General features: G+C 43.4%; 21 protein-coding genes. 11 read left to right on the top strand and 10 right to left on the bottom strand.

The features are described 5' to 3' along the window. Window positions 1-15: 15 nt before the first annotated feature. The 4 genes from ACFOHL_RS05845 to trmJ all read right to left on the bottom strand — a co-directional run bounded on the left by ACFOHL_RS05845 (window position 16) and on the right by trmJ (window position 3,377). Complete coding sequence (locus ACFOHL_RS05845) at window positions 16-1,239, bottom strand: IscS subfamily cysteine desulfurase (RefSeq protein WP_376919273.1); 1,224 nt, start codon at window positions 1,237-1,239, stop codon at window positions 16-18. Between the two features lie 12 nt (window positions 1,240-1,251). Continuing rightward, window positions 1,252-1,731, bottom strand: coding sequence for a Fe-S cluster assembly transcriptional regulator IscR (iscR, locus tag ACFOHL_RS05840; protein ID WP_376919272.1), 480 nt, complete (start codon window positions 1,729-1,731; stop codon window positions 1,252-1,254). A 101-nt stretch (window positions 1,732-1,832) separates the two neighbouring features. Continuing rightward, window positions 1,833-2,642 carry a serine O-acetyltransferase gene (gene cysE, locus ACFOHL_RS05835; protein WP_376919271.1) on the bottom strand — a complete coding sequence of 270 codons (810 nt, stop codon included), beginning with the start codon at window positions 2,640-2,642 and terminating at the stop codon, window positions 1,833-1,835. 3 nt (window positions 2,643-2,645) lie between these two features. Continuing rightward, window positions 2,646-3,377 (bottom strand): tRNA (cytosine(32)/uridine(32)-2'-O)-methyltransferase TrmJ, encoded by a 732-nt coding sequence (gene trmJ, locus ACFOHL_RS05830; RefSeq protein ID WP_376919270.1) that lies wholly within the window; start codon window positions 3,375-3,377, stop codon window positions 2,646-2,648. Between the two features lie 147 nt (window positions 3,378-3,524). On the opposite strand from trmJ, the gene suhB reads away from it, so the two are divergent. The 7 genes from suhB to ACFOHL_RS05795 all read left to right on the top strand — a co-directional run bounded on the left by suhB (window position 3,525) and on the right by ACFOHL_RS05795 (window position 11,395). Continuing rightward, window positions 3,525-4,322, top strand: a complete 798-nt coding sequence (gene suhB / locus ACFOHL_RS05825) for an inositol-1-monophosphatase (RefSeq protein ID WP_376919269.1) — start codon at window positions 3,525-3,527, stop codon at window positions 4,320-4,322. Window positions 4,323-4,672: 350 nt separating this feature from the next. Then, entirely contained in the window at window positions 4,673-5,374 is a 702-nt protein-coding gene (locus ACFOHL_RS05820) for an RDD family protein (RefSeq protein ID WP_376919268.1), read from the top strand. Then, window positions 5,371-6,324, top strand: coding sequence for a stage II sporulation protein M (locus ACFOHL_RS05815; protein WP_376919267.1), 954 nt, complete (start codon window positions 5,371-5,373; stop codon window positions 6,322-6,324). The genes ACFOHL_RS05820 and ACFOHL_RS05815 overlap by 4 nt, the downstream gene beginning before the upstream one ends. Next, the gene (locus tag ACFOHL_RS05810; RefSeq protein WP_376919266.1) at window positions 6,311-7,909 is read left to right on the top strand and encodes a hypothetical protein; all 1,599 of its coding nucleotides are present in this window, start codon (window positions 6,311-6,313) and stop codon (window positions 7,907-7,909) included. The genes ACFOHL_RS05815 and ACFOHL_RS05810 overlap by 14 nt, the downstream gene beginning before the upstream one ends. Further along, window positions 7,906-9,093, top strand: a complete 1,188-nt coding sequence (locus tag ACFOHL_RS05805) for a hypothetical protein (protein ID WP_376919265.1) — start codon at window positions 7,906-7,908, stop codon at window positions 9,091-9,093. Before ACFOHL_RS05810 ends, ACFOHL_RS05805 begins: the two co-directional genes overlap by 4 nt. Next, on the top strand, window positions 9,090-10,061 hold the full coding sequence (locus ACFOHL_RS05800; RefSeq protein WP_376919264.1) for an AAA family ATPase: 972 nt from the start codon (window positions 9,090-9,092) through the stop codon (window positions 10,059-10,061). The genes ACFOHL_RS05805 and ACFOHL_RS05800 overlap by 4 nt, the downstream gene beginning before the upstream one ends. Continuing rightward, window positions 10,058-11,395 carry a DUF58 domain-containing protein gene (locus ACFOHL_RS05795; protein WP_376919263.1) on the top strand — a complete coding sequence of 446 codons (1,338 nt, stop codon included), beginning with the start codon at window positions 10,058-10,060 and terminating at the stop codon, window positions 11,393-11,395. The genes ACFOHL_RS05800 and ACFOHL_RS05795 overlap by 4 nt, the downstream gene beginning before the upstream one ends. Before the next feature lie 114 nt (window positions 11,396-11,509). Here ACFOHL_RS05795 and secF read toward each other — a convergent pair whose 3' ends face one another. The 5 genes from secF to queA form a co-directional block, all read right to left on the bottom strand. After that, window positions 11,510-12,454 (bottom strand): protein translocase subunit SecF, encoded by a 945-nt coding sequence (secF, locus tag ACFOHL_RS05790; protein ID WP_376919262.1) that lies wholly within the window; start codon window positions 12,452-12,454, stop codon window positions 11,510-11,512. A gap of 12 nt (window positions 12,455-12,466) precedes the next feature. After that, a complete protein-coding gene (gene secD, locus ACFOHL_RS05785) occupies window positions 12,467-14,311 on the bottom strand; it encodes a protein translocase subunit SecD (RefSeq protein WP_376919261.1) in 1,845 nt (614 codons plus the stop codon). A gap of 60 nt (window positions 14,312-14,371) precedes the next feature. Continuing rightward, on the bottom strand, window positions 14,372-14,710 hold the full coding sequence (yajC, locus tag ACFOHL_RS05780; protein ID WP_376919260.1) for a preprotein translocase subunit YajC: 339 nt from the start codon (window positions 14,708-14,710) through the stop codon (window positions 14,372-14,374). 42 nt (window positions 14,711-14,752) lie between these two features. After that, a complete protein-coding gene (gene tgt, locus ACFOHL_RS05775; protein WP_376919259.1) occupies window positions 14,753-15,871 on the bottom strand; it encodes a tRNA guanosine(34) transglycosylase Tgt in 1,119 nt (372 codons plus the stop codon). Window positions 15,872-15,975: 104 nt separating this feature from the next. After that, window positions 15,976-17,007: a tRNA preQ1(34) S-adenosylmethionine ribosyltransferase-isomerase QueA gene (gene queA, locus ACFOHL_RS05770; protein ID WP_376919258.1), complete on the bottom strand. Its 1,032-nt coding sequence runs from the start codon at window positions 17,005-17,007 to the stop codon at window positions 15,976-15,978. Window positions 17,008-17,293: 286 nt separating this feature from the next. Between queA and ACFOHL_RS05765 the strand changes: the two genes are divergently transcribed. From ACFOHL_RS05765 to ACFOHL_RS05755, 3 genes are all read left to right on the top strand, one after another. Next, the gene (locus tag ACFOHL_RS05765) at window positions 17,294-18,349 is read left to right on the top strand and encodes a potassium channel protein (RefSeq protein WP_376919257.1); all 1,056 of its coding nucleotides are present in this window, start codon (window positions 17,294-17,296) and stop codon (window positions 18,347-18,349) included. A gap of 365 nt (window positions 18,350-18,714) precedes the next feature. Then, window positions 18,715-19,263 (top strand): hypothetical protein, encoded by a 549-nt coding sequence (locus tag ACFOHL_RS05760; protein ID WP_376919256.1) that lies wholly within the window; start codon window positions 18,715-18,717, stop codon window positions 19,261-19,263. 129 nt (window positions 19,264-19,392) lie between these two features. Then, window positions 19,393-20,286, top strand: a complete 894-nt coding sequence (locus ACFOHL_RS05755) for a DDE-type integrase/transposase/recombinase (RefSeq protein ID WP_376919255.1) — start codon at window positions 19,393-19,395, stop codon at window positions 20,284-20,286. A gap of 103 nt (window positions 20,287-20,389) precedes the next feature. On the opposite strand, the gene ACFOHL_RS05750 is transcribed toward ACFOHL_RS05755, so the two are convergent. Next, window positions 20,390-20,632, bottom strand: a complete 243-nt coding sequence (locus ACFOHL_RS05750) for a hypothetical protein (protein WP_376919254.1) — start codon at window positions 20,630-20,632, stop codon at window positions 20,390-20,392. Between the two features lie 155 nt (window positions 20,633-20,787). Between ACFOHL_RS05750 and ACFOHL_RS05745 the strand changes: the two genes are divergently transcribed. Next, window positions 20,788-21,222, top strand: a complete 435-nt coding sequence (locus tag ACFOHL_RS05745) for an AAA family ATPase (RefSeq protein WP_376919253.1) — start codon at window positions 20,788-20,790, stop codon at window positions 21,220-21,222. Window positions 21,223-21,524: the final 302 nt, after the last annotated feature.

The following is a 21,524-nucleotide window of genomic DNA, read 5'->3' as shown; positions in this document are numbered from 1 at the left end:
CAAACTGGTAAGTAGTTAGTGGTGCGCCCACTCAACTGAATCTAAATCAACACCATCTTTAAACATATCCCAAAGCGGAGACATCTCACGTAACTTGACAATAGCGTCTTGTACCACATTGATGACATGCTCAATTTCTGCTTCAGTCGTAAATCTGCCAATACTAAAACGAATAGAACTGTGTGCTAATTCGTCATTCATGCCCAGTGCTCGTAACACATATGAAGGTTCAAGACTGGCGGAGGTACAAGCTGAACCAGAAGACACTGCCATATCTTTAAGCGCCATAATAAGACTCTCGCCTTCCACGTAGTTAAAGCTCACATTTAAACTACCCGCTACACGTCTCTCGGCATCACCATTTAGGTATACTTCTTCCATATCTTTGATGCCGTTCCAGAGCTTGTCTCTTAGCATCTTGATGCGCTCATTTTCAGCGCCCATCTCTTCTTTAGCAATGCGAAATGCTTCGCCCATACCAACTATTTGATGTGTTGCCAATGTCCCTGAACGCATGCCACGTTCATGTCCACCACCATGCATTTGCGCTTCAATACGGATGCGCGGTTTTCTGCGCACAAACAACGCGCCAATACCTTTGGGGCCATACGTTTTATGGGCAGAAAAAGACATTAAATCAACTTTAAGTACTTGCAAATCAATCGGCACTTTACCGGTACTTTGTGCAGCGTCTACATGAAATACAATTTTGTTTTCTCGGCACAACTCGCCAATTGTCGCAATGTCTTGGATAACGCCAATCTCATTGTTTACATGCATGATACTGACTAATATTGTGTCATCGCGCATCGCTGACTTCAGCTTTTCGAGATCGACCAAGCCGTTTTTCTCTGGCGCTAAATAGGTCACCTCAAAACCTTCTCTTTCTAACTGTCGAGTGGCATCCAATACCGCTTTATGCTCAGTTTTTAAGGTTATAATGTGCTTACCGCGTTTTTGATAAAAGTGTGCAGCGCCTTTTATTGCTAGGTTGTTAGACTCTGTAGCACCGGAGGTAAAAACGATTTCACGCGGGTCGGCATTCACGAGTTCCGCAACTTGATTGCGTGCAATGTCTACCGCTTCTTCCGCAATCCAGCCAAATTTGTGTGAGCGGGATGCTGGGTTACCGAAGTTTCCCTCTAAGGATAAGCATTCTTTCATCTTTTCTACGACTCGCGGATCAACAGGTGTTGTTGAGGCATAGTCTAAGTAGATTGGTAATTGTATATCGCTCATCAATAACTCCGCTTAAAGTTGCATACTAATTTCAATGTCATTCACTATCTTTTTTGCTGATTTATCTTGTCTGTCAGCAACGCTTAACACTTCGCCTTTACTCATGAGCTCGCCAAGCGTAATTTCATTTAAGAACTTAGTGATACGATCACTCAAATCTTGCCAAAGGCTGTGCGTTAAACACCTTTCTCCGCCCTGACAGTCTGAGCTGCCGTTGCAACGAGTAGCATCGACACTTTCGTCGACTGCTGAAATCACTTGACCAACTGCGATTTCCCAAGCATCTCTACCCAGTTGATAACCACCTCCTGGCCCTCTGACACTCGAGACAAGATCATGTTTTCTCAAACGCGCAAATAACTGTTCTAAATAGGAAAGCGATATTGCTTGACGCTCAGAAATATCTGCTAGCGGCACGGGCCCCCGCTGTGCATGTAAGGCCACATCTAGCATGGCTGTTACTGCGTAGCGTCCTTTCGAGGTTAATTTCATATATCACTTCGCCTATATTCAAATGTGCTACGAAGTGTAATTACCTGAGTAAATTTGTCAAGTATTTACTTGACTATTTTACTAGGTTATTTCGAATCAGCTCAAATATGTGGATCGAAGGCCTCAACTTGCGCCTTTCTCAACACCGGTGAAATGCCTGTTTGTTCAAAGTCCTTAGCACTAATATGGGGTAGTTTGTCTGTACATACATCACCACCTAAGGACTGAATGACCGCACACATTTCTTCGACTTTTTTGTCCATTAAATGCACGTGTTCCAATAAAATGCCCATGGCATTTGCCACTGGGTCTGGGTTATCTTCTGAGACAGCGTATGCATCGAAACCATATTTTTTGGCGATTTCAACACGCCGTGAATCACTCTCGTTGTCTTTCGTTTGCTGTTGAATAATACGACCTGGAATACCCACACAGGTAGCATTATCGGGCACGTCTTTGACAACGACTGAGTTAGAGCCAATTCGCGCATTCTCACCGATAATAATTGGCCCTAATATTTTTGCGCCCGCACCGACCACAGCACTATTCTTTAATGTGGGGTGACGCTTCCCTTTATTCCAAGTCGTACCTCCAAGCGTGACACCGTGATACAAAGTCACATCATCGCCAACAATTGCGGTCTCGCCAATTACCACGCCCATACCGTGGTCAATGAAAACTCGCCGCCCCAAAGATGCCCCTGGGTGAATTTCTATCCCTGTAATAAAGCGAGCCATGGTTGACAATATACGCGCTAACCAAGTGAGTTTTTTTTGCCAGAGCTTATGGCTTAAACGATGTATCCAAACCGCATGCAACCCCGGATAATTTAATATGACTTCTAGACTATTTTTAGCCGCAGGGTCACGATGAAAAACACTTCGGATATCTTCTTTTATATGACCAAACATGTCTTACTCTTCTTTTTCACTCAGTTTATCGATTGACGCTAACATTCCACGCAAGATGTTAATTTCTCTGGCATCAGGTCGAGCTCGATTAAACAAACGGCGCAATCTTGTCATGATTATCCCTGGGTGGTTTTCACGTATAAACCCTGTATTAGACAAAGTACTTTCAAGGTGCTCGTAAAATCTTTCGACTTCTTCAGTAAATGGATACTCAGGTAAAGTTTGTTCAGGAAACTGCTTCGCTCGCTCATCCAAGTAGTTCATCCGTATCTCGTAACAAAGTGTTTGCACTGCAGCGGCTAGATTTAGAGAGCTATACTCTGGGTTTGCGTCGATACACACATGAAAATTGCACAGCTGCAATTCTTCATTAGTCAAGCCACTTGCCTCTCTACCAAATACCAGAGCAACAGGGGATTGTGACACTTCCTGAATTAATTTAGCACCGCACTCGCGTGCACTTAGCATTGGCCAAGACAAAGTGCGCGATCGAGCAGATGTTCCTACCACTAAAGCACAGCCTTGTATCGCTTCTTGAAGTGTTTTTACCGTCACTGCACTGGCTAGCACATCACCCGCACCCGCTGCCAACGCACTACTTTTACCATCAGGAGCAGAAACCGGATCCACTAGATAAAGCGACGACAACCCCATGGTTTTCATCGCGCGAGCCGCAGAGCCAATATTTCCCGTGTGAGAGGTATTTACGAGTACAATACGAATGTTTTCAAGCATGAAATTTGACCTGCTGCGCTAAAATCGGCGCGTAATATATCACAAAAGAGATTTTCTTCCACTACACGGCACGTTCTGTTAAACTTCGCGCGTTTCTCGTGCTTAGAGAACACGTTCTCGTTCTTTCTACAATTTGGTGGTATTTTTATGCATCCTATGCTGAACATAGCCGTACGTGCTGCACGTGCTGCAGGAAATATAATTTCGCGCGGATTTGAAAATCTTGATGATCTGCAAATCCAACAAAAAGGCACCAGTGATTATGTGACCAAGATTGATCGCGAAGCCGAATCCGCGATTATTGCAAAGATTCAGCAGTCTTACCCCAATCATTCTTTTGTGGGTGAAGAGGGAGGCAGTATCACCAACGATCCCGAATTTACCTGGGTCATAGATCCACTGGACGGTACCACTAATTTTATCCGAGGTATCCCTCATTTTGCTGTGAGTATCGCGCTCTTAAATAAGGGAAAACTCGATCAAGCGGTTGTATTCGATCCAATTAGAGGTGAACTATTTACCGCCTCTAAGGGCGCTGGCGCACAACTGAATGGCTACCGTATTCGTGCATCGAAGCCCAAAGATTTGTCAGAGACGGTCATCGCTACCGCATTTCCATTTAAAAACAAAGAGCAGTTCCCCGAAGCTTCCGCTAAGTTTTCAGAAGTATTCAAACTATGCGGTGATGTACGTCGAATGGGATCAGCTGCACTTGATCTAGCGTATGTAGCAGCGGGTAGATATGATGGTTATTTCGAGAAAGGACTAAAAGCTTGGGATATGGCAGCGGGTGAATTGTTAGTGCGCGAATCAGGCGGATTGAATACCGACTATGCTGGTAACAATGACCCGTTTTATGCGGAGTTGCAAGCCCCTGGCTCAGCAAATGGTATTGTTGCGGGTAGCCCCAAGGTCGTTCAAAACTTGGTAAAAGTCCTAAAATAAATTCCCATACACATGACCTCAATATGCGGAGTACTGGACGATTGCATACTCCGCTTTTTTACTCAAGCTCCCCTATCCAATAGAGCGCCTTTTGTGAGTTAAGCTGCTTGCTGAGTTGCCATCCAGTATTCATCAACAGTTGAGTAACTATTAGGGTCTGTTGACCTTTGGTTGGCAATTTTGCAGCATTTACAACGCATTGAAAAGTATTGCGACTCCATGTTAAGGTCAGCAAAAGATTATTGCTTTGCAAGATGGTAAATGACGGCAATAAAAAGGGGCTTTTGCTTCTGTTGGCTTTTTATGGATAAATGTTATTCATAGACGTTCACCGGACTCAAAGACAGGGATTGAGTAGTGAGTCTTACCACCAAATGATAAACAATCAAATTACCGTTGAAACTGCCGAAGGTATCGACATTAGCATGGTGCCAGCGGGCATTGCTGTGCGTACCTATGCATTCACGCTAGATTTATTTTTTCGGGCACTCATCGCCGTCGGCACCTTACTGGTATTTAATGCTTTTGGCGATTTTGGTGTGGGTCTGTTTTTCATCGCTTTATTTGTTGTGGAATGGTTTTACCCCGTACTGTTTGAAATTTTTAAAGGTGCCACACCAGGGAAAATGCTGTTTAAACTCAGAGTGGTTTATGATAGCGGTTTACCCATTTCTTTTGCAGGTTCACTTACCCGAAATTTATTTCGGTTCATTGACTTTTTACCATTTTGTTACCTTGCTGGGGCGATAAGTATGTTACTTAATTCTCAGTGTAAACGCCTGGGCGATGTTGTAGCTGGTACCACCGTGGTTTACACCGAACCCAAATATGAAATAGCGGAGTTTGACTTTCAAAATACTCAAATAGATATGCCGTCGATGACCACTGAACAACAAGGCCAAATTATTTCTTTTGCTGAACGGGAAAGCTTGTTAAGTGAGGCACGAAAAATAGAATTAGCAGAGCATTTATCACCTATTATTAACGCAAATGGTCAAGAAGCGGTAGATAAAATCAAAACCATTGCTGCAGTTTTGGTGGGTAGACTATGAAGCAGCATGACTTCATTGCAAAAAACAAAGAGAATTGGGTGTTATTCGAAAAGCTCGCGCTTCAAGACAAGCTGGTGAATGACTTTGATCTACCCAAAATGTACCGGCAAATTTGCCATGATTTAGCTACCGCAAAAGCTCGACAGTATAGTCCCGACCTCATCCAACAGTTAAATGCTTTATTGCTTTTGGGTCAATCACGTTTGTACAAACCCAGTAATCGTGTACTTGGCTCAATTGTTCGTTTTTTTACTAAAAATTTTAAACAAGGCTTAATTGATATACGTCTCTACGTCATTTGGGCACATATATTGTTTTATGGCCCAGCAATCACTGCATTTGCAATTGTCACGCTGCAACCTGAGAATGCTAACATATTTGTTGATAGTGGCACCATTTCGTCTATCGAACGCATGTATAACCCAAACTCATCACATTTTGCAAAAGAACGACCGTCCGACTCAGATTTCTTGATGTTTGGGCACTACATAAGAAACAATATATCTATTGCCTTTCAGTGCTTTGTAGGAGGAATTTTACTCGGCCTTGGCAGCTTGTTTTACCTAGTCTATAACGCATTATTTTTTGGTGCTATCAGTGGTCATATTGTGAACATTGATTACAACATAACTTTCTTTTCTTTCGTTGTCACTCACGGCGCTTTCGAACTCACCGCCATAGTTCTCTCTGGTGCAGCGGGCGGGGTGATGGGCAAACACTTAATAGCACCCGGTGAGTATAGTCGTCTAGCATCACTTAAATTAGCGGGTAAACGCACTTTTTCAGTAGTCATTGGCTGTTTCATATTACTTGTACTAGCTGCATTCGTTGAAGCATTTTGGTCGAGTAGCCAAACCATACCCGCGTACATAAAATATATTGTGGGTGGGCTTTGCTGGGTATGGATTCTAAGCTTTGTGTTCAGACGAGGTAACAATGCAACTCGATAAACTCGCCGTCAGTGTCGAGGCTAAGACAAGTTGGCAAAGCTTTGACTTAGGTTGTCGAGTGGCAATCAAGCACTACCTAAAATTACTGCTTATCTGGATAGTACCCGCTTTGCCTATTTTCATTATCAGTTGCCTGATTAACTTAATGTACGGTTGGCTTATTTTTTGGTTGTGCAAACCAATTTACGAACGCGGACAATTGTATTTTTTGAGTCATGCAGTATTCGCCTCAAGACCCAGTTTCATGCACTTGCTAAAAGCTCTACCCTCACAAATCAAACCGATGTGCTTGTCGAGTTTAACAATTCGGAGATTGGCGCCCTCTCGAAGTTTTGACCTTGCTGTACTATTACTGGAAAAGTTAACAGGAGAAATGCGATCGAAAAGACTGAAAGTACTCCATTCGAGTAAAGACAACAACACCGCATGGTGGACAATATGTTGTATTCACTGGGAGTTTTTTATCGCGCTTGCTTTTTTAGTAACATTAAATATGTTGCTACCCCAAGAGTTTTCAGACACGATTTTGTTCTTCAATATGGACTATGCCTCAACGACTGAATTGATTGCACAAAACCTTTCTATGTTTGTAGGCGCTGCTATCGTCGCACCATTTTATGTTTCGGGTGGATTCATCGCCTACTTAAATCGCCGTGTTCATCTGGAAGCTTGGGATATTGAGTTAGGATTTAAAAAATGGCGCCAACAAGCTAATCTACAAGAAAGTACACTTGGAAAAAACACAAACTCTGTGGGCAGTAAATCGATAAAAGCCTTAGTTATCACATTTTGCCTACTCACCTTTTCAAATCATGGCTTATTTGGCCAGTCGGCAATGGCACAAGATACTTCCGACGAAAATACGCTTGATACACAAAATGAAGCGCCAAAATTTAGCGAAGCGCAAGGTACTAAGCGAGAGGAAATTAAATCTTCTTTGACAACATTGATGGAAGCCCCTCCCTTTGGCGGTAAAGAGACAGTGACAAATTATCGATGGAAACGCAAAGAGTCAGATGCAAAAGACGACAGTGACTTTGACTTTAGCAAATGGGCAAAAATTGGAGCAACACTGGCTAATTCTCTAGAAATCATAATGTGGTTTGTATTTATCTTTACGTTTTCTTATATTTTGTATCGCAATTGGCAAAATATTTCGCAATTTTTCAGTGTGCCCACTAGCGAGAATCCCCCCCTTGAGCTTCCTACATTCATTTCCAGTAAATTCACTGACAAATTGCCAACCGATATTAGCGCTGCAATTCACGACGCAATAGCAAAAGGCGAGTATAGATTTGCATTGTCTTTATTGTTAAGAGCCAGCCTAACCCATTTGAGTCAAGCAAACGTGCGTATTACACGCAGCATGACCGAAAACGAATGCCTGCAAGCAATAAAATCATCAAGCAGCGCTTCGACTTATGCGTACATGCATAGATTGTTTCACGCATGGATGAAAATGGCATGGGCACACCAACTACCAGATGAACAAGCTCTGCGGAAATTGAATACAGAGTTTTCGGCGCTTTTTGTATCTTCATCAAACTCGGATCACCCTCCCCTCGAACAAGGGGTAGCCAAATGAAACGTATCAGCCTCAAAGATAGTTTGGTAGCTTTATTAATTGTTGTTTTTGGTGCTTTTTTGTATGCAAATATCGAAACTTACGAAGAGGAGGAATATCGAGGTTTCGGAGATGAGGTATATGAGCAAGAGTACCTAGCTCTAGATAAACATTTACAAAATTATGGTCTGCGACTCGTAAGTTCGAACAATATTAACCAGCTATTTTCTGATCAGGATTTTTCGCCGAATCACCAAGACATAGTGATAATTACCCAAGCCGAAATTGCACTACCAGATTCTTTGTCCTCACAAATTATTGCCTGGGTAAATAGTGGAGGAACACTGATCATCGGACTCGGCACAAACTATACGGAAAGTACGTTTAGTACAAATACCCTGATGAAAAAACTGGGAGCCAGTGCAGTATTTATAGATGAACAAAATTACCATGCCTACGATGACGTGTTCACGACTATCGATTCACCAACATATGGGCAAATGGAAATTGACTTAGAGCAAAGTATTTATATCAAACTAGAAAACAATGATACGCAGAATAAATACACTCGAGCAGACTACGCTATTATCGATGCCTTCAGCGCAAAACAAGACGCCGATAAAGCTTATCCAACCTATTACAAACTCGCCTTAGGTGATGGCACAATTTCCATACTGACTGACGTATTCATATGGAACAACTGGCAGATTGATTATGCTGACAATGTCTTTTTGGCACACGAACTAATGCGCAATGCCGGAAAAGTGTTTGTTTTCACTGCTGACGACGCGCAGATGTGGTATCAAATAATTGCAAGCTATTCACCTGCATTCTACTGGATACTCTCCTTGTTACTACTATTGATATTATGGTTTAAGGCTACGCGTTTTGGTGCAGTGCGTACAGATGAACAATCAATTTCAACAAGCTTTTCTGAACACATTCGAGCTTCAGGGCAGTTTTATTGGTCAAACAAGCAAGCTGACAAATTGCTGAGTGAAGTGCGGCAACAGACAATAGAAGCCTACCACAAGCGCTTTTCTTTGGCTAATAAGAGTGAGGAGAAAATAATTAAAATACTGAGTCATTCTTCTGCATTGCCAGAGGAAAAAATTCACTACTATCTGTTTCAAGCGCATGCTCTTAACGAGAAAAAATTTATTCACCTAATGCAAGGGCTACAGCAACTCAGGAAGATTTTATGAACGAACTACCACAAGAACAATTAGAATACGTAAAACAAGCCATATCACAACTGATTGACAATATAGAACTAGAGTTAGTAGGACAACGTCAAGTAGTCGAACAAGTTATCATTGCTTTTATTGCAGGGGGGCATGTTTTACTTGAGGGCGTGCCCGGTTTAGGTAAAACACTCTTAGTCCGCTTGTTAGCAAAAAGTATTTCCCTTGATCACAAGCGTGTTCAATTTACACCTGATTTAATGCCTGCCGATGTGACAGGGCACACCATGGTAAACATGAAAACAGGGGATTTCATCGTGAAAAAAGGCCCTGTGTTTACAAACTTGTTGCTCGCAGATGAAATCAATCGAGCACCAGCCAAAACACAGGCTGCACTTTTAGAAGTAATGCAAGAACAACAAGTCACTATCGATGGAGAGGCCTTTAAAGTAGGATCACCTTTTATGGTGCTAGCGACCCAAAACCCCATTGATAACGAAGGTACCTACCCTCTGCCTGAAGCTGAGCTGGATCGTTTTATGATGAAGCTCGTGATTGACTACCCTGATGAGCAAGATGAAATTTTACTCACTCAGCAGATTGCAAGTAAACGCTCAGGTGCGCAGCAAGCTGAAATAGAAACGGTGATGAGTGCCGAGACATTAACAACTATTCGTCGTGCTATGGAAGCGGTTATCGTTGATCCTGAACTGGTCGCGTATGCGGTAAGTATAGTAAGAGCAACAAGACAATGGCAAGGCCTAACAAGAGGTGCAGGCGTGCGAGCAAGTATTGCGCTTATACAAGCAGCTAAAGTCGCCGCATTGTTTGAAGGCTTAGGTTTTGTCACCCCTGATCATGTAAAGAGCATGATAAACTGCGTTCTCCGGCACCGCGTAAACTTGTCCGCAGAAAAAGAAATTGCGGGAGTACAGATAGACGATGTACTCGACGAACTAAGCAATACAATTGAAGTACCGCGCAAGTGAGCCTTAGCTCAGTCAGGCCATCACCGCTATTTTTAAAAATAGCAGCCATAGTCCTGCTCAGTACCGTATTCTTACCATGGCTTGATAGCCTTAACAATTCGCAATACTGGCAGTTTTTGCCGTTCGCTTTTGGCGTTTTGTTGGTATTGGTCGCGCTAAGTGATTGGGTGATGTCCAGAAAGGCGCCGCAAATAGCACTAAAAAGAGATCTAAGTGAAATACTATCGCTCTACCAAAACACGGCTGTAAAGTTTGCTTTTGCCAACCGCAGTGATGCGCCTTTATCGTTCTGGTGGAAAGAAAAAACCCCTGACCATTGGCAGCTTGTCACCGAAACAGCATATGTTACTTTGCAAGCCAATGAAGAATGTGAACTGAGTTATTTTGTCACGCCACAAAAGCGTGGCGCCGCCACTATCGGTGGCACTTATCTCCGCGTTGGTTCGTTCATCGGCCTGTGGCAACTCACGTGGTTTAAGCCATATCCCAGTGAACATAAAGTATATCCAAATTTTTCTGCCATCACTGACCTGAGCGGCTTGAATGGTAACCTTAACTTACGACAATCAGGACTGAAAAAATACAACATGCGCGGCGCAGGGATGGATTTTTTACAGTTAAGAGACTACCGCGAAGGAGAAGCCTTACGTCAAGTCGATTGGCGAGCCAGTAGTCGATTTAACAAGCTTATATCGAAAGAGTTTCAAGAAGAAAAAAATCAACACATCCTTATCATGTTGGATGCCGGCAGGCGCATGCGAGTGCAGGATGACGACTTAAGCTACTTTGAGCATGCATTGAATGCCTTGATTCTGCTCTCGTTCACAGCCTTAAAGAATGGTGACAAGCTAAGCATTCAATCCTTCGGTAGCCAGACTCGTTGGCTCAACCAAGTAAAAGGCGTACAAAATGTCAGCCGTATGCTACATCATTTTTATGACTTGTATCCCGACACCATATCAAGTGACTATATAGGCGCTTCACAAGAGCTAATGTTAAAACATGGCAAACGCTCCTTGGTACTTTTGGTCAGTTGTTTGAGAGATGAGGACTTTGACGAGCTGCTAAGTGCAGTCAAGCTCTTACAAGACAAGCATCTAGTTGCTGTAATCAGCATTCAAGAACCAATTTATCAGGATATTGAGAAACACGCTATTGATGAGCTAGATGAGGCACTAACCTATGCATCGTCTACGATTCTTTTGCGAAATATTCAGCACAACATCAAAAAGCTACAACACCAAGGCGTTATTTGTATTCAAACCGAAGCCTCAGGACTCACGTCAAGTTTAATCAACACTTACTTAAGTATTAAAAAAGCAGGTTTTTTATAAAGCTTTGCGCTTAAAAATACTTTAGAAGGTTATTTGCAGTAATAGGCTATTTGCAATATTAGATAAGGCAAACGGTGTATTGAGAGACAACAACTACACCGTTTTAATCCTTGGCTAAAGAGGCTCTAAATCTGCGCCTTCTTTTTCTACTTCTGGCGGCATAAGATCTTCTTTACTTATCCCTAAAGCCAGAGCTACCGCACTTGCGATGTAAACCGATGAGTAAGTACCAATAAATACCCCCATCAACAAGGCAGTTGCAAACCCATGAATAAGTGCACCACCTTTAAAGAATAAGGCGAGCAATACAAGAATGGTTGTCAATGAAGTGACGATTGTTCTATTCAGGGTCTGCGTGAGTGAAATGTTGATTATTTCTTCTGGCGAGCCTTTTCTCACCTTACGGAAATTCTCTCTGATCCTGTCAGATACAACAATGGTGTCGTTCAGAGAATACCCTATCACAGCTAAAAGCGCCGCGAGCACAGTTAAATCAAACTCTAGTTGCAAGACTGAAAATAAGCCAAGTGTAATAATAACATCGTGCGCCAATGCCGCCACGGAGCCAAGTGCAAAGCGCCATTCAAAGCGCATAGCGACATAGATAAGAATACAGATCAGTGCAACCAGCATAGCCAAGCCCCCCTGCTCTGTTAACTCCTCTCCAACGTTGGGACCAACGAATTCGATCCGTTGCATAGTCGCAGTGCTATCCTTGGCTTGCAAGGCTGCAACGACAATGTCACCAATTTTTTCAGGCGCTAGATCGTCTTGAGGTGCAACTCGAATCAGTACTTCTTGACTACTACCAAAGTTCTGCACCACAGCATTTTCAAAGCCGGCTGCGCTTAGCTCAAGACGCACGTTTTCTAAGTTCGCGCCCTGCGGATAGTTCATCTGAATAACTGTACCGCCGGTAAAATCCAAGCCCCAGTTCAATTGATTGATAACAAGTGAGCTTAAAGAACCAATAATTAAGACTGCCGAGAAAAACAACGCAGGTATGCGTATTTTCATGAAACTCACAGTTTCTTTTAATTTTAGTATTTGGAAAGCCATAATTTTGCGTCCTTAAATCGCCAGTTTTTCTACACGACGGCCGCCCCAAACGGCATTAACCAGTACACGGGTAACTAATATTGCAGTAAACATAGAGGTTACGATGCCAATCATCAACGTAATAGAAAAACCTTTAATTGGCCCTGTACCCACTGCGAAAAGGATAAGACCTGCAATGAACGTCGTTATATTAGCATCCAATATCGTCGAAAATGCATTGTCATAACCAAAATGAATGGCTTGTTGAGGACTTCTCCCCTCTCTGATTTCTTCTCTAATTCGCTCAAATATCAGGACGTTGGCATCAACTGCCATCCCCACTGTTAGGACGATCCCAGCCATACCAGGCAAGGTTAGTGTCGCACCAGGTACCATCGACATAATACCAATGATCATCACCACGTTTACCACGAGCGCAATGTTAGCTACAACACCAAAAGCACGATAGTAAATCAGCATGAATACCAATACAGCAATCAAACCGTAAATAATTGCCGTTTGCCCTAACTCAATGTTTTCTTTACCTAAACTTGGGCCAACGGTTCGCTCTTCCACAATTTGTATTGGCGCAATAAGTGCACCTGCACGTAAAAGCAAAGATAAATCTCGCGCTTCTGCCACACTGTCAATGCCAGTGATCCTAAACGAACTACCTAATTGCGCTTGAATGGTGGCGACGTTGATTATTTCTTCTTTCTTTTCAAAAATAGTGCGGCCTTCTGCATCTTCTTTGTCTGTTGCTTCATACTCAATAAAGACGGTTGCCATAGGTTTTCCGACATTGTTTTTGGTGCCTTTTGACATGAGGCTGCCGCCCTTGCCGTCTAGGTCGATATTGACCTGTGGAAAGCCGTTCTCGTCGGTACTGTTATTTGCATCGACAATATGACTACCTTCTAGCATCACATCTTTTTTCAACAAATACGGTTGCCCGTCTCGGGTATAAAGCAGTTTAGAGCGGGGTGGCACTCTGCCACGCACGGCGCTAGAAACGTCACCTTCTAAATCCACTAAACGAAATTCAAGCGTAGCTGTGGCGTTTAATATTTCCTTTGCTTTAGCTGTATCTTGAATCCCTGGTAATTGCACAACGATGCGCTCTTGCCCTTGCTTTTGAACCAACGGCTCGGCTACGCCCAGTTGATTGACTCGGTTACGAATAATCGTGATATTTTGTTTGACTGCATAATCACGCAATTCTGTAAGGCGTTGAGGGGTATAAGTCGCGCGTAAGGTTAAATCATCTTTTTCTGAAAAGGTCATTTCGCCGTAGTTATTACGCAAATAGAACTGCGCACTTTCGAGCACATCAGCACTGCGAAATGCTATTTCCAAATCATCCCCGACTACCCGAATACCGCGATAACGCAGTTTTTCTTCTCTGAGGCGAGTTTCCAAATCTGATTTTGCGCCATCTAGGGATTTTTCTATTGCGCTTTTCATGTCCACTTCCATTAAAAAGTGAACACCACCCCGCAAATCCAATCCCAACTTCATCGGCGCCGCCCCCAAATTTTCGAGCCAAGCTGGCGTATCGGGAGCCAAGTTCATAGCGACAAAATAGTCGTCGCCTAAAAGGTTCTCTAATGATTCGCGCGCGAGTAGTTGGGAGTCAGAATCATTGACTCGAACTAAAATCCTATCATCTTTGAAATCAATTCGCTTGAAGGGAATACTCGCAGCATCCAAATGTGCACTAATATCTTCAATCATTTCTGAAGAGACAACAGCATTACGACTCGATGATATTTGCACGGCATTGTCCTCACCATACAAATTTGGCAAGGCATATAAGCCACAAAGAAGCAGCATGAAAATGACGGTAAAGTACTTCCAGAGAGGCGTTTTATTTAACACAATACTATCCTATTGGCGTGCCTTAACCTATACACTGTTTTAGTTAAAGCACGATATACATTAAATTGATTTCATTGTGCCTTTTGGCAGCACTGCACTGATAGCTGATTTTTGAATCATGATGTTGTTACTTTCGTTCAACATTATTTCCAAGAAATCTTTATCATCAGCGATTTTAGTAATTTTACCAACCAAACCACCTTGGGTGAGCACCTCGTCGCCTTTGCTCAAAGCAGAGACCATGTTTTTGTGTTCTTTTACGCGTTTTGCTTGCGGTCTGTAAAGCAGAAAATAAAAAATCAAGCCGAAAACAGCGAGCATGATTAAAGGCTCAAACCCAAAACCAGCGCCTGAAGCCCCCGCTTCTTGAGCATGTGCAGAAGAAATGAAAAAACTCATAAGGATGTCCTTTTATATTTTTTGTATGTTAATTTTTGTTAGCTAGTCGTCTAGCGATGGCACAGGTAGCCCTTTTTTCGCATAAAAATCAGCGACAAAATCATCGAGCTGATTTTGCTCTATCGCATCTCTTAAGCCTTCCATTACTCGCTGATAATATCTCAGATTGTGAATGGTATTAAGACGAGCACCCAGTATCTCATTACATTTATCTAAGTGATGTAAGTATGACCGAGAATAATTTTTACAAGTGTAACAGTCGCAATTTTCATCCAAGGGACGAGTGTCGGTCTTATGCTTGGCATTGCGAATTTTGATAACCCCTTCAGTAACGAACAAGTGGCCGTTACGAGCATTACGGGTTGGCATCACACAATCGAACATATCTATGCCGCGACGCACTGATTCAACAATATCTTCGGGCTTACCCACGCCCATTAAATAACGTGGTTTTTGCGGATTAATTTTGGGCGCAGTGTATTTTACTATGCGCATCATGTCTTCTTTTGGTTCGCCGACCGACAAACCACCAATGGCATAACCATCAAAGTCAATGCTTTCTAGACCCTCTAGAGACTCATCACGCAAGTCTTCATACATACCACCTTGGATAATGCCAAATAAGGCTGAGGTATTGCCTTCATGCGCCGCTTTGCTGCGTTTAGCCCAACGAAGGGATAATTGCATGGATACGCGCGCTTCGTCCTTTGTCGCAGGGAATGGCGTACATTCGTCAAAGATCATAACAATATCAGAGCCTAAGTCTCGTTGTACCTGCATAGACTTTTCAGGGGTGAGTAGAATTTTTTCACCATTAATCGGTGATCGAAAGGTCACACCTTCTTCACTGATTTTACGTAAATCGCCTAGGGAAAATACCTGAAAGCCACCAGAATCCGTCAGGATTGGTTTATCCCAATGCATGAAATCGTGCAAATCGCCGTGTGACTTGATAATTTCGGTACCAGGCCTAAGCATGAGGTGAAAGGTGTTCCCCAAACAAATATGCGCCCCTGTATCCTCCAGCTCTTCCGGTGTCATGCCTTTTACCGTGCCATACGTCCCTACTGGCATAAATGCGGGGGTTTCGACCACACCGCGATCAAAAACCAACTGCCCGCGCCGAGCTAAACCGACTGTATTTAATAACTTAAACTTCATTGAAATACTCTTGAGTATCAATGCATACGCCAATGCGCAGCCTGCTTGTTGCAAAATTGCGCGAGAGTATAGCAAAAATCATAAAGATATGGCATCAGTTCGCGTTAGGCTTTTTCAATAAACATTGCATCACCGTAACTAAAAAAGCGATACGCTTTTTCAATTGCATGTTGATAAGCATGGAGCACGTGCTCTCGCCCTGCAAACGCGCTAATTAGCATTATTAGCGTCGATTGAGGTAGGTGAAAATTAGTTAACATCGCATCGATCACTTTAAATTTAAAACCTGGATAGATAAAGATACTGGTATCTGATAAAAACGGCGCGATGACGTCATCGCTGGCTTGAGCCGCAGACTCTAGAGAGCGAACAGAGGTTGTACCAACGGCAATTACGCGTTTACCGTTTGTTTTGGTTTGCTTGATCAATTCGACGACTTCTGCACTCACTTCTGCATATTCTGCATGCATATGGTGATCTTCAATATTATCTACTCTTACCGGTTGAAACGTGCCTGCACCGACATGTAAAGTAACAAAAGCGGTATTTATGCCTTTTTGTTTGAGCGCTTGCAGTATATCGTCGTCAAAATGCAAACCAGCCGTTGGCGCCGCAACCGCACCCGGTCTTTCGTTGTAGACTGTTTGGTAGCGCTCTTTGTCTGCTTCTTCGTCTGGCCTGTCAATATAGGGCGGTAATGGCATATGCCCATATTGTTCTAGCAAATCAAAAACATTCTCTTCCGCTTTAAAAGTAAGGTGAAAAAGTTCTCCCTCCCGACCCAAAACTTCCGCTTCCAAGCCACCTTCCAACGTAATCACTGAACCTTCTTTAGGTGATTTACTTGCTTTTACATGCGCTAGCGCTGTATTGTCATTCAATACTCGCTCTAGCATCACTTCGACTTTTCCACCTGTTGCTTTGTGGCCAAACAAACGAGCGGGGATCACTCGCGTATTATTAAAGATAAGCAGGTCACCGGGATCGAGCAAATCGAGGATATCGGTAAATTGCTTATCTTTGACTTTTCCTGACTTTCCATCCAAATGTAGCATTCTAGAGGCCGTGCGGGTTTCTGTCGGGTATTTAGCAATTAAGCGCTCAGGTAAATCAAAATCAAAATCAGTTACTTTCATGTATTTCCAGCTAAACAAATGTCGTTCAATACGACAATTTCGTGTGTGACGTTCACATCGATAGGTATACTTTTATATACGAAAAACCATACACCCATACTTACATTCAGGTGCGTATTATACAGATTTAATCTACTATGGGTGTTAGGAATTTTGACCTCTCCCTGTTCACTTTTTCCTTATGATGTGTCCCTTGTTGCCCAGTTCTTTAGCTGGGCTTTTTTATTGTTAAAAAGGCAATTCATCAGTATTATTTGGGTATAAAACAACAATAATCCGCTTTTTAATGCTAATTTGGCCTAATGTAAAAAAATTGATGCTTCGCTACTTTACTCAAATAAAGTGGTACACCATCTTGGTAATGCTTGGCGTTTACTCTCTTAGTTCATGGTGCCTGTTGTTCCTTGCTGGAGAAACTGAACTGCTTGGCCTTGTCGACTTTTTTTATTGGCTAATTGTGACAGGGTCAACCGTCGGATATGGTGATATGTCACCGACAACCGACGCAGGAAAGTGGATCGTCGCACTATACGTAATTCCCACCGGTCTGAGTATTTTTGCACTTGTCGTCGGGCGAGTAGCCAGTTGGGTGGGAAAACAATGGCAAAAAGGAGCACGTGGTATGCACTCGTTAAACCTCAAAAATCATGTACTATTAATCGGGTGGAATGGAAAACGCACCGAGCAATTGCTCAGATTATTGCTGATCGAACGAGAAGACGTGCCCGGCACCCCAGAAATAGTCCTGTGTGTACGTGCAGATATCGAAAACCCAATGCCTGGGGATATCGCCTTTGTCAAGGTGGATTCTTTCAATCAGGATCACGATATGGACAGAGCTTGCGTCGAAACTGCCTCGATTATCATCATTGACAATCCACATGACGATATGACCATGACCACCTCACTCTACTGTTCTCAACGCAACCCTAAAGCGCACAAAGTGTCATATTTTGATGATGAGAGTTTGGTTGGCTTATTAAAACAACATTGCCCCGAAATCGAATGCACGCCGAGCGTAGCTGTTGAAATGCTGGCAAAATCAGCCTTTGACCCAGGTTCTAGTTTACTGCACCACGACCTTCTCGACGTGTACGAGGGACAAGCGCAGTTTTCGGCGACAATACCTGACCAGGTAACAAATGTGAATGCTGGCGTGCTGTTTTCCAAATTGAAACAAGAATACGATGCGACTTTTATTGGCTATGCCTCAAGTAAAGATAGACACAAAATAAAAGTCAATCCTCCTTCTAGCGAGACTCTGCAGGGCGAAGATAAAATATTTTATATTGCGGGAAAACGCGTAAACAACATCAATTGGTCTGCGATTCAACAAGCCTGAAATTAGTATATTTTATACATAATAACGAATTTCCTTGTGTACCTGACATTCCACACTCATTTTAGGAATAAATTTGCTGATAGTGGTAGCCCAAACAATCAATGATGGTGAGATTGTGCTTCTCTACGTTGGCGACTGTAGGGGGCATATTAGGTATGTACATGATCGTAATCCCTTGAAAACATTGGAACACCCACCTTACTGTGTGCTTTTGGTAAGGCTTGTTGTTAATTACCAAACTGTCATCGAACGATCGGCATTTTTTTTACCACAATATCGTCATAACAAATTTCTAGGCATTTTCAGTAATTTGGTAAACCCAATTTCTCTGTAGAATATTTCGTTTTGTTATTAACGAAACCACCATGCAACGATTTTATTCTACCGTTACCGAGCTTAACTTTTTCACCCTTTCTTCTAACAGTCTACTTTTCAATCAACCCTGCCCACATTGCCAATGCGCAGACCAATGGGTTTCTCATGGATTTAATTATAGCCAATCGGGTGAAGTGCGGGGTAAACGCATTGTCTGTTGTGCTCGATTTGGTAAACAGGGGTGTGGTAAAACTATCGCCTTGTACCTAGCATCCATGCTGCCGAAACGACGGTATGCGCTCGACACATTGTTTCGGTTTATTTGCGCCTTGATACAAGGTAAAACTGTTGAGCGTGCTTATTATCATGCCCTTAAACATCCCCATTATTCCCAACGCCAAGCCTATCGTTGGCTCAATGCGTTATATAAAAAAATTGGCACGTTTCGAACGCAGTTCGGTCGTCAAACGGAGTATGAGAATAAGGCTCAATATCGCTCAAAACGACTCTCTACCTTGCTGCCAACGCTAAAACAGTGTGTCACTCGATGGCCTGAATTAAGGGGCTATCACACGACCTTTAATGACGCTTTTTGCTAAATTCCTATCGTATCAATAGCGCTGAGTCATAGGAAATACCCGCCTTATCGTCATACCACAGCCTCTGTCATTTTAGCGCATCAATCAGTGTTTTAGTCTCCTGAGTGTTTTCAACACAGGAGAAATTTTATGCCCATTCCATCACTTGACGTTCGCTTGCGAGTACTGGCGGCCGTGGACGTTGCCCCCGGTGCGTCCATTCGCGCTCGCATTGTCCATGTCAGCCAACAGTCTTTTGTTTGCCCTAAGACCGACCACGAATTTCGCTTTACATGGCGCACCATCAGCACCTGGCTGTATCGCTATAAAAAAGACGGCATTACCACCATGGAGAAAAAAACGCGCTCAGACAAAACCAAACAGCGTAAAGTCCAAGTTAGCGAGCTTGCCGAAGCCATCACTGAAGTGTTGCCCAGTTTAAGTTTGAATAAGGTCGGTAAACTGCCTAAAAGTGTGCTCTATCAAGTCTTACTTGAGCGCAATTATTTTACGCGTGCCCAATTAGCGCCGACCACGTTTTACCACTTTGTTAGAGAGCATGAGCTGATTAAACCTGAAGCATGCGAGAAACTCAGAATGGCCTTTGCCATGTTGCATGCCAATGAGCTTTGGCAAGGGGATACGATGCATGGGCCTGCGATTAGGCAAGCAGACGGCTCATGGAAGAAAACGTATTTTATCGCCTTCATTGATGACGCCTCTCGTCTCATTACCCACGGTGAATGCTTCTACGCCGATGATACCAAGAATATGATAAATGCCTTTAGAAGTGCTTTATACAAACGCGGCAAACCTGAGCGTTTGTACTTCGACAATGGCAGTAATTACACCGCCAAAGAAATCCATCAGGCCTGCTTGCGTCTTGATATTCGCCTTACCCATGCGCCTGTTCGAGATGGAGCGGCTAAGGGTGAAGACCGCTCGAAAATGGCGAAAACGTGGAGCCATTTTAGGTCTGAACGACGGGCCAGCGGACGGCCCGGCTGGTTGCCATACCATGGATGGTTTCTACCTTACTGGTAAATGTGACTCTATTCTCTGCATAATCTGCGCTCTTTTCCGCTTCTTTAGAGGCTTTCGCGACCGGTTTTTAGTGCGTCATACCGCATTTGACTCACTTGCTTCGCTAAATCAACTCGCCCAAACGTGGATTGAAAACGACTACAACAACCACCTCCACAGCAGTCTTGGCATTACCCCGCTGGCGCGCTTTAACCTCGATTATCGACGCATTGTCTACCTGCCCAATGATGAAGTCACCGATGAAGTCTTTTACGTCGAAGACACCCGTAAAGTCTCCAAAGTCAATGTCTTCTCCATCAACAACCACAAGTACGAATGCCCTGTGGATTTTGCGAGGTAAAACCATTCAAGTGCGCTATGACCGACAAAGTCGACATCAATTCATCGTCTATTTTAATGACACCCGCATGGGCGAAGCACTGCCGTTAAATCTTCACCACAACGCCAAGCTACCCCGAGACATCACACAATAACACCCGACCGAGCACAAGGAAAAACAACATGATAAACACCGTCTGGGGCATTACCCACTTACCCTTTCAAAAAGACAGCAAACACCTCTTACCCCAACAACAGCAGATTGTCGACATCATCCAAATCCACGCACAACAAGGCGGTTTCTCCGTGATATTGGGTGAGCCCGGCGTTGGCAAAACCTGCCTGCGTGAGCACTTGCAACAACTCGGCAATACCCGAGAAACCTGCGTCGTCAATTGCTCGCGTACCATGCACACCTATCGACAAATTCTCTATCAACTCGCCGACGCCTTTGCCATTGATACTCAAGACAAAACCATCGAAAACGACCTCATCAAAACCGCCTTCGATAACGTAAAAGCAAGAAAAGCGCTCTACATTCTCATTGACGAAGCGCATTTGTTGGACATTCAGACACTGAGAAAGTTGTGGTGTACCAGAGTCACCAGATTGCACTAAGACGTTGTAATAGTCAGCACCTTCTACAGGAGACCAGCGCATGACAAAGGGCTGACCAACCCCAGCATTGTTTGGTGCCATACCACCGGTAGGCCTAGCTGGCGGTGGTACATACTCGATAACACTGAAATCGTTTTGCGCAATAGTGGTGCCAGCTACTCTGACTTGAAGAGAAAAGTCGCCTTGATTTAACACACCAAAATCATATGTATATGCGCCATCACTAAGCGAAGTATCGTGTCAGTCAAAACAATTACACCTAGTTAACGCCCAGCAATGATTTGATAATGTGCCTTTCACTT

It is taken from the genome of Agaribacter flavus (assembly GCF_042646125.1).
Classification (GTDB): Bacteria; Pseudomonadota; Gammaproteobacteria; order Enterobacterales; family Alteromonadaceae; genus Glaciecola; species Glaciecola flavus.
The sequence above is the reverse complement of the archived record's forward strand: the minus strand, read 5'-3'. Positions and strand labels throughout refer to the sequence as shown.

Excerpts from the sequence above, each read along its gene's own strand:
- ACFOHL_RS05750 (WP_376919254.1), bottom strand. The coding sequence starts at position 20,632 with ATGGTTTTACCTCGCAAAATCCACAGGGCATTCGTACTTGTGGTTGTT.
- ACFOHL_RS05810 (WP_376919266.1), top strand. The coding sequence starts at position 6,311 with ATGCAACTCGATAAACTCGCCGTCAGTGTCGAGGCTAAGACAAGTTGG.
- secF (WP_376919262.1), bottom strand. The coding sequence starts at position 12,454 with ATGGCTTTCCAAATACTAAAATTAAAAGAAACTGTGAGTTTCATGAAA.
- ACFOHL_RS05760 (WP_376919256.1), top strand. The coding sequence starts at position 18,715 with ATGCAACGATTTTATTCTACCGTTACCGAGCTTAACTTTTTCACCCTT.
- ACFOHL_RS05765 (WP_376919257.1), top strand. The coding sequence starts at position 17,294 with ATGCTAATTTGGCCTAATGTAAAAAAATTGATGCTTCGCTACTTTACT.
- tgt (WP_376919259.1), bottom strand. The coding sequence starts at position 15,871 with ATGAAGTTTAAGTTATTAAATACAGTCGGTTTAGCTCGGCGCGGGCAG.
- cysE (WP_376919271.1), bottom strand. The coding sequence starts at position 2,642 with ATGTTTGGTCATATAAAAGAAGATATCCGAAGTGTTTTTCATCGTGAC.
- ACFOHL_RS05800 (WP_376919264.1), top strand. The coding sequence starts at position 9,090 with ATGAACGAACTACCACAAGAACAATTAGAATACGTAAAACAAGCCATA.
- ACFOHL_RS05805 (WP_376919265.1), top strand. The coding sequence starts at position 7,906 with ATGAAACGTATCAGCCTCAAAGATAGTTTGGTAGCTTTATTAATTGTT.
- iscR (WP_376919272.1), bottom strand. The coding sequence starts at position 1,731 with ATGAAATTAACCTCGAAAGGACGCTACGCAGTAACAGCCATGCTAGAT.
- yajC (WP_376919260.1), bottom strand. The coding sequence starts at position 14,710 with ATGAGTTTTTTCATTTCTTCTGCACATGCTCAAGAAGCGGGGGCTTCA.
- suhB (WP_376919269.1), top strand. The coding sequence starts at position 3,525 with ATGCATCCTATGCTGAACATAGCCGTACGTGCTGCACGTGCTGCAGGA.
- ACFOHL_RS05745 (WP_376919253.1), top strand. The coding sequence starts at position 20,788 with ATGATAAACACCGTCTGGGGCATTACCCACTTACCCTTTCAAAAAGAC.
- trmJ (WP_376919270.1), bottom strand. The coding sequence starts at position 3,377 with ATGCTTGAAAACATTCGTATTGTACTCGTAAATACCTCTCACACGGGA.
- queA (WP_376919258.1), bottom strand. The coding sequence starts at position 17,007 with ATGAAAGTAACTGATTTTGATTTTGATTTACCTGAGCGCTTAATTGCT.
- ACFOHL_RS05755 (WP_376919255.1), top strand. The coding sequence starts at position 19,393 with ATGCCCATTCCATCACTTGACGTTCGCTTGCGAGTACTGGCGGCCGTG.
- ACFOHL_RS05845 (WP_376919273.1), bottom strand. The coding sequence starts at position 1,239 with ATGAGCGATATACAATTACCAATCTACTTAGACTATGCCTCAACAACA.
- ACFOHL_RS05815 (WP_376919267.1), top strand. The coding sequence starts at position 5,371 with ATGAAGCAGCATGACTTCATTGCAAAAAACAAAGAGAATTGGGTGTTA.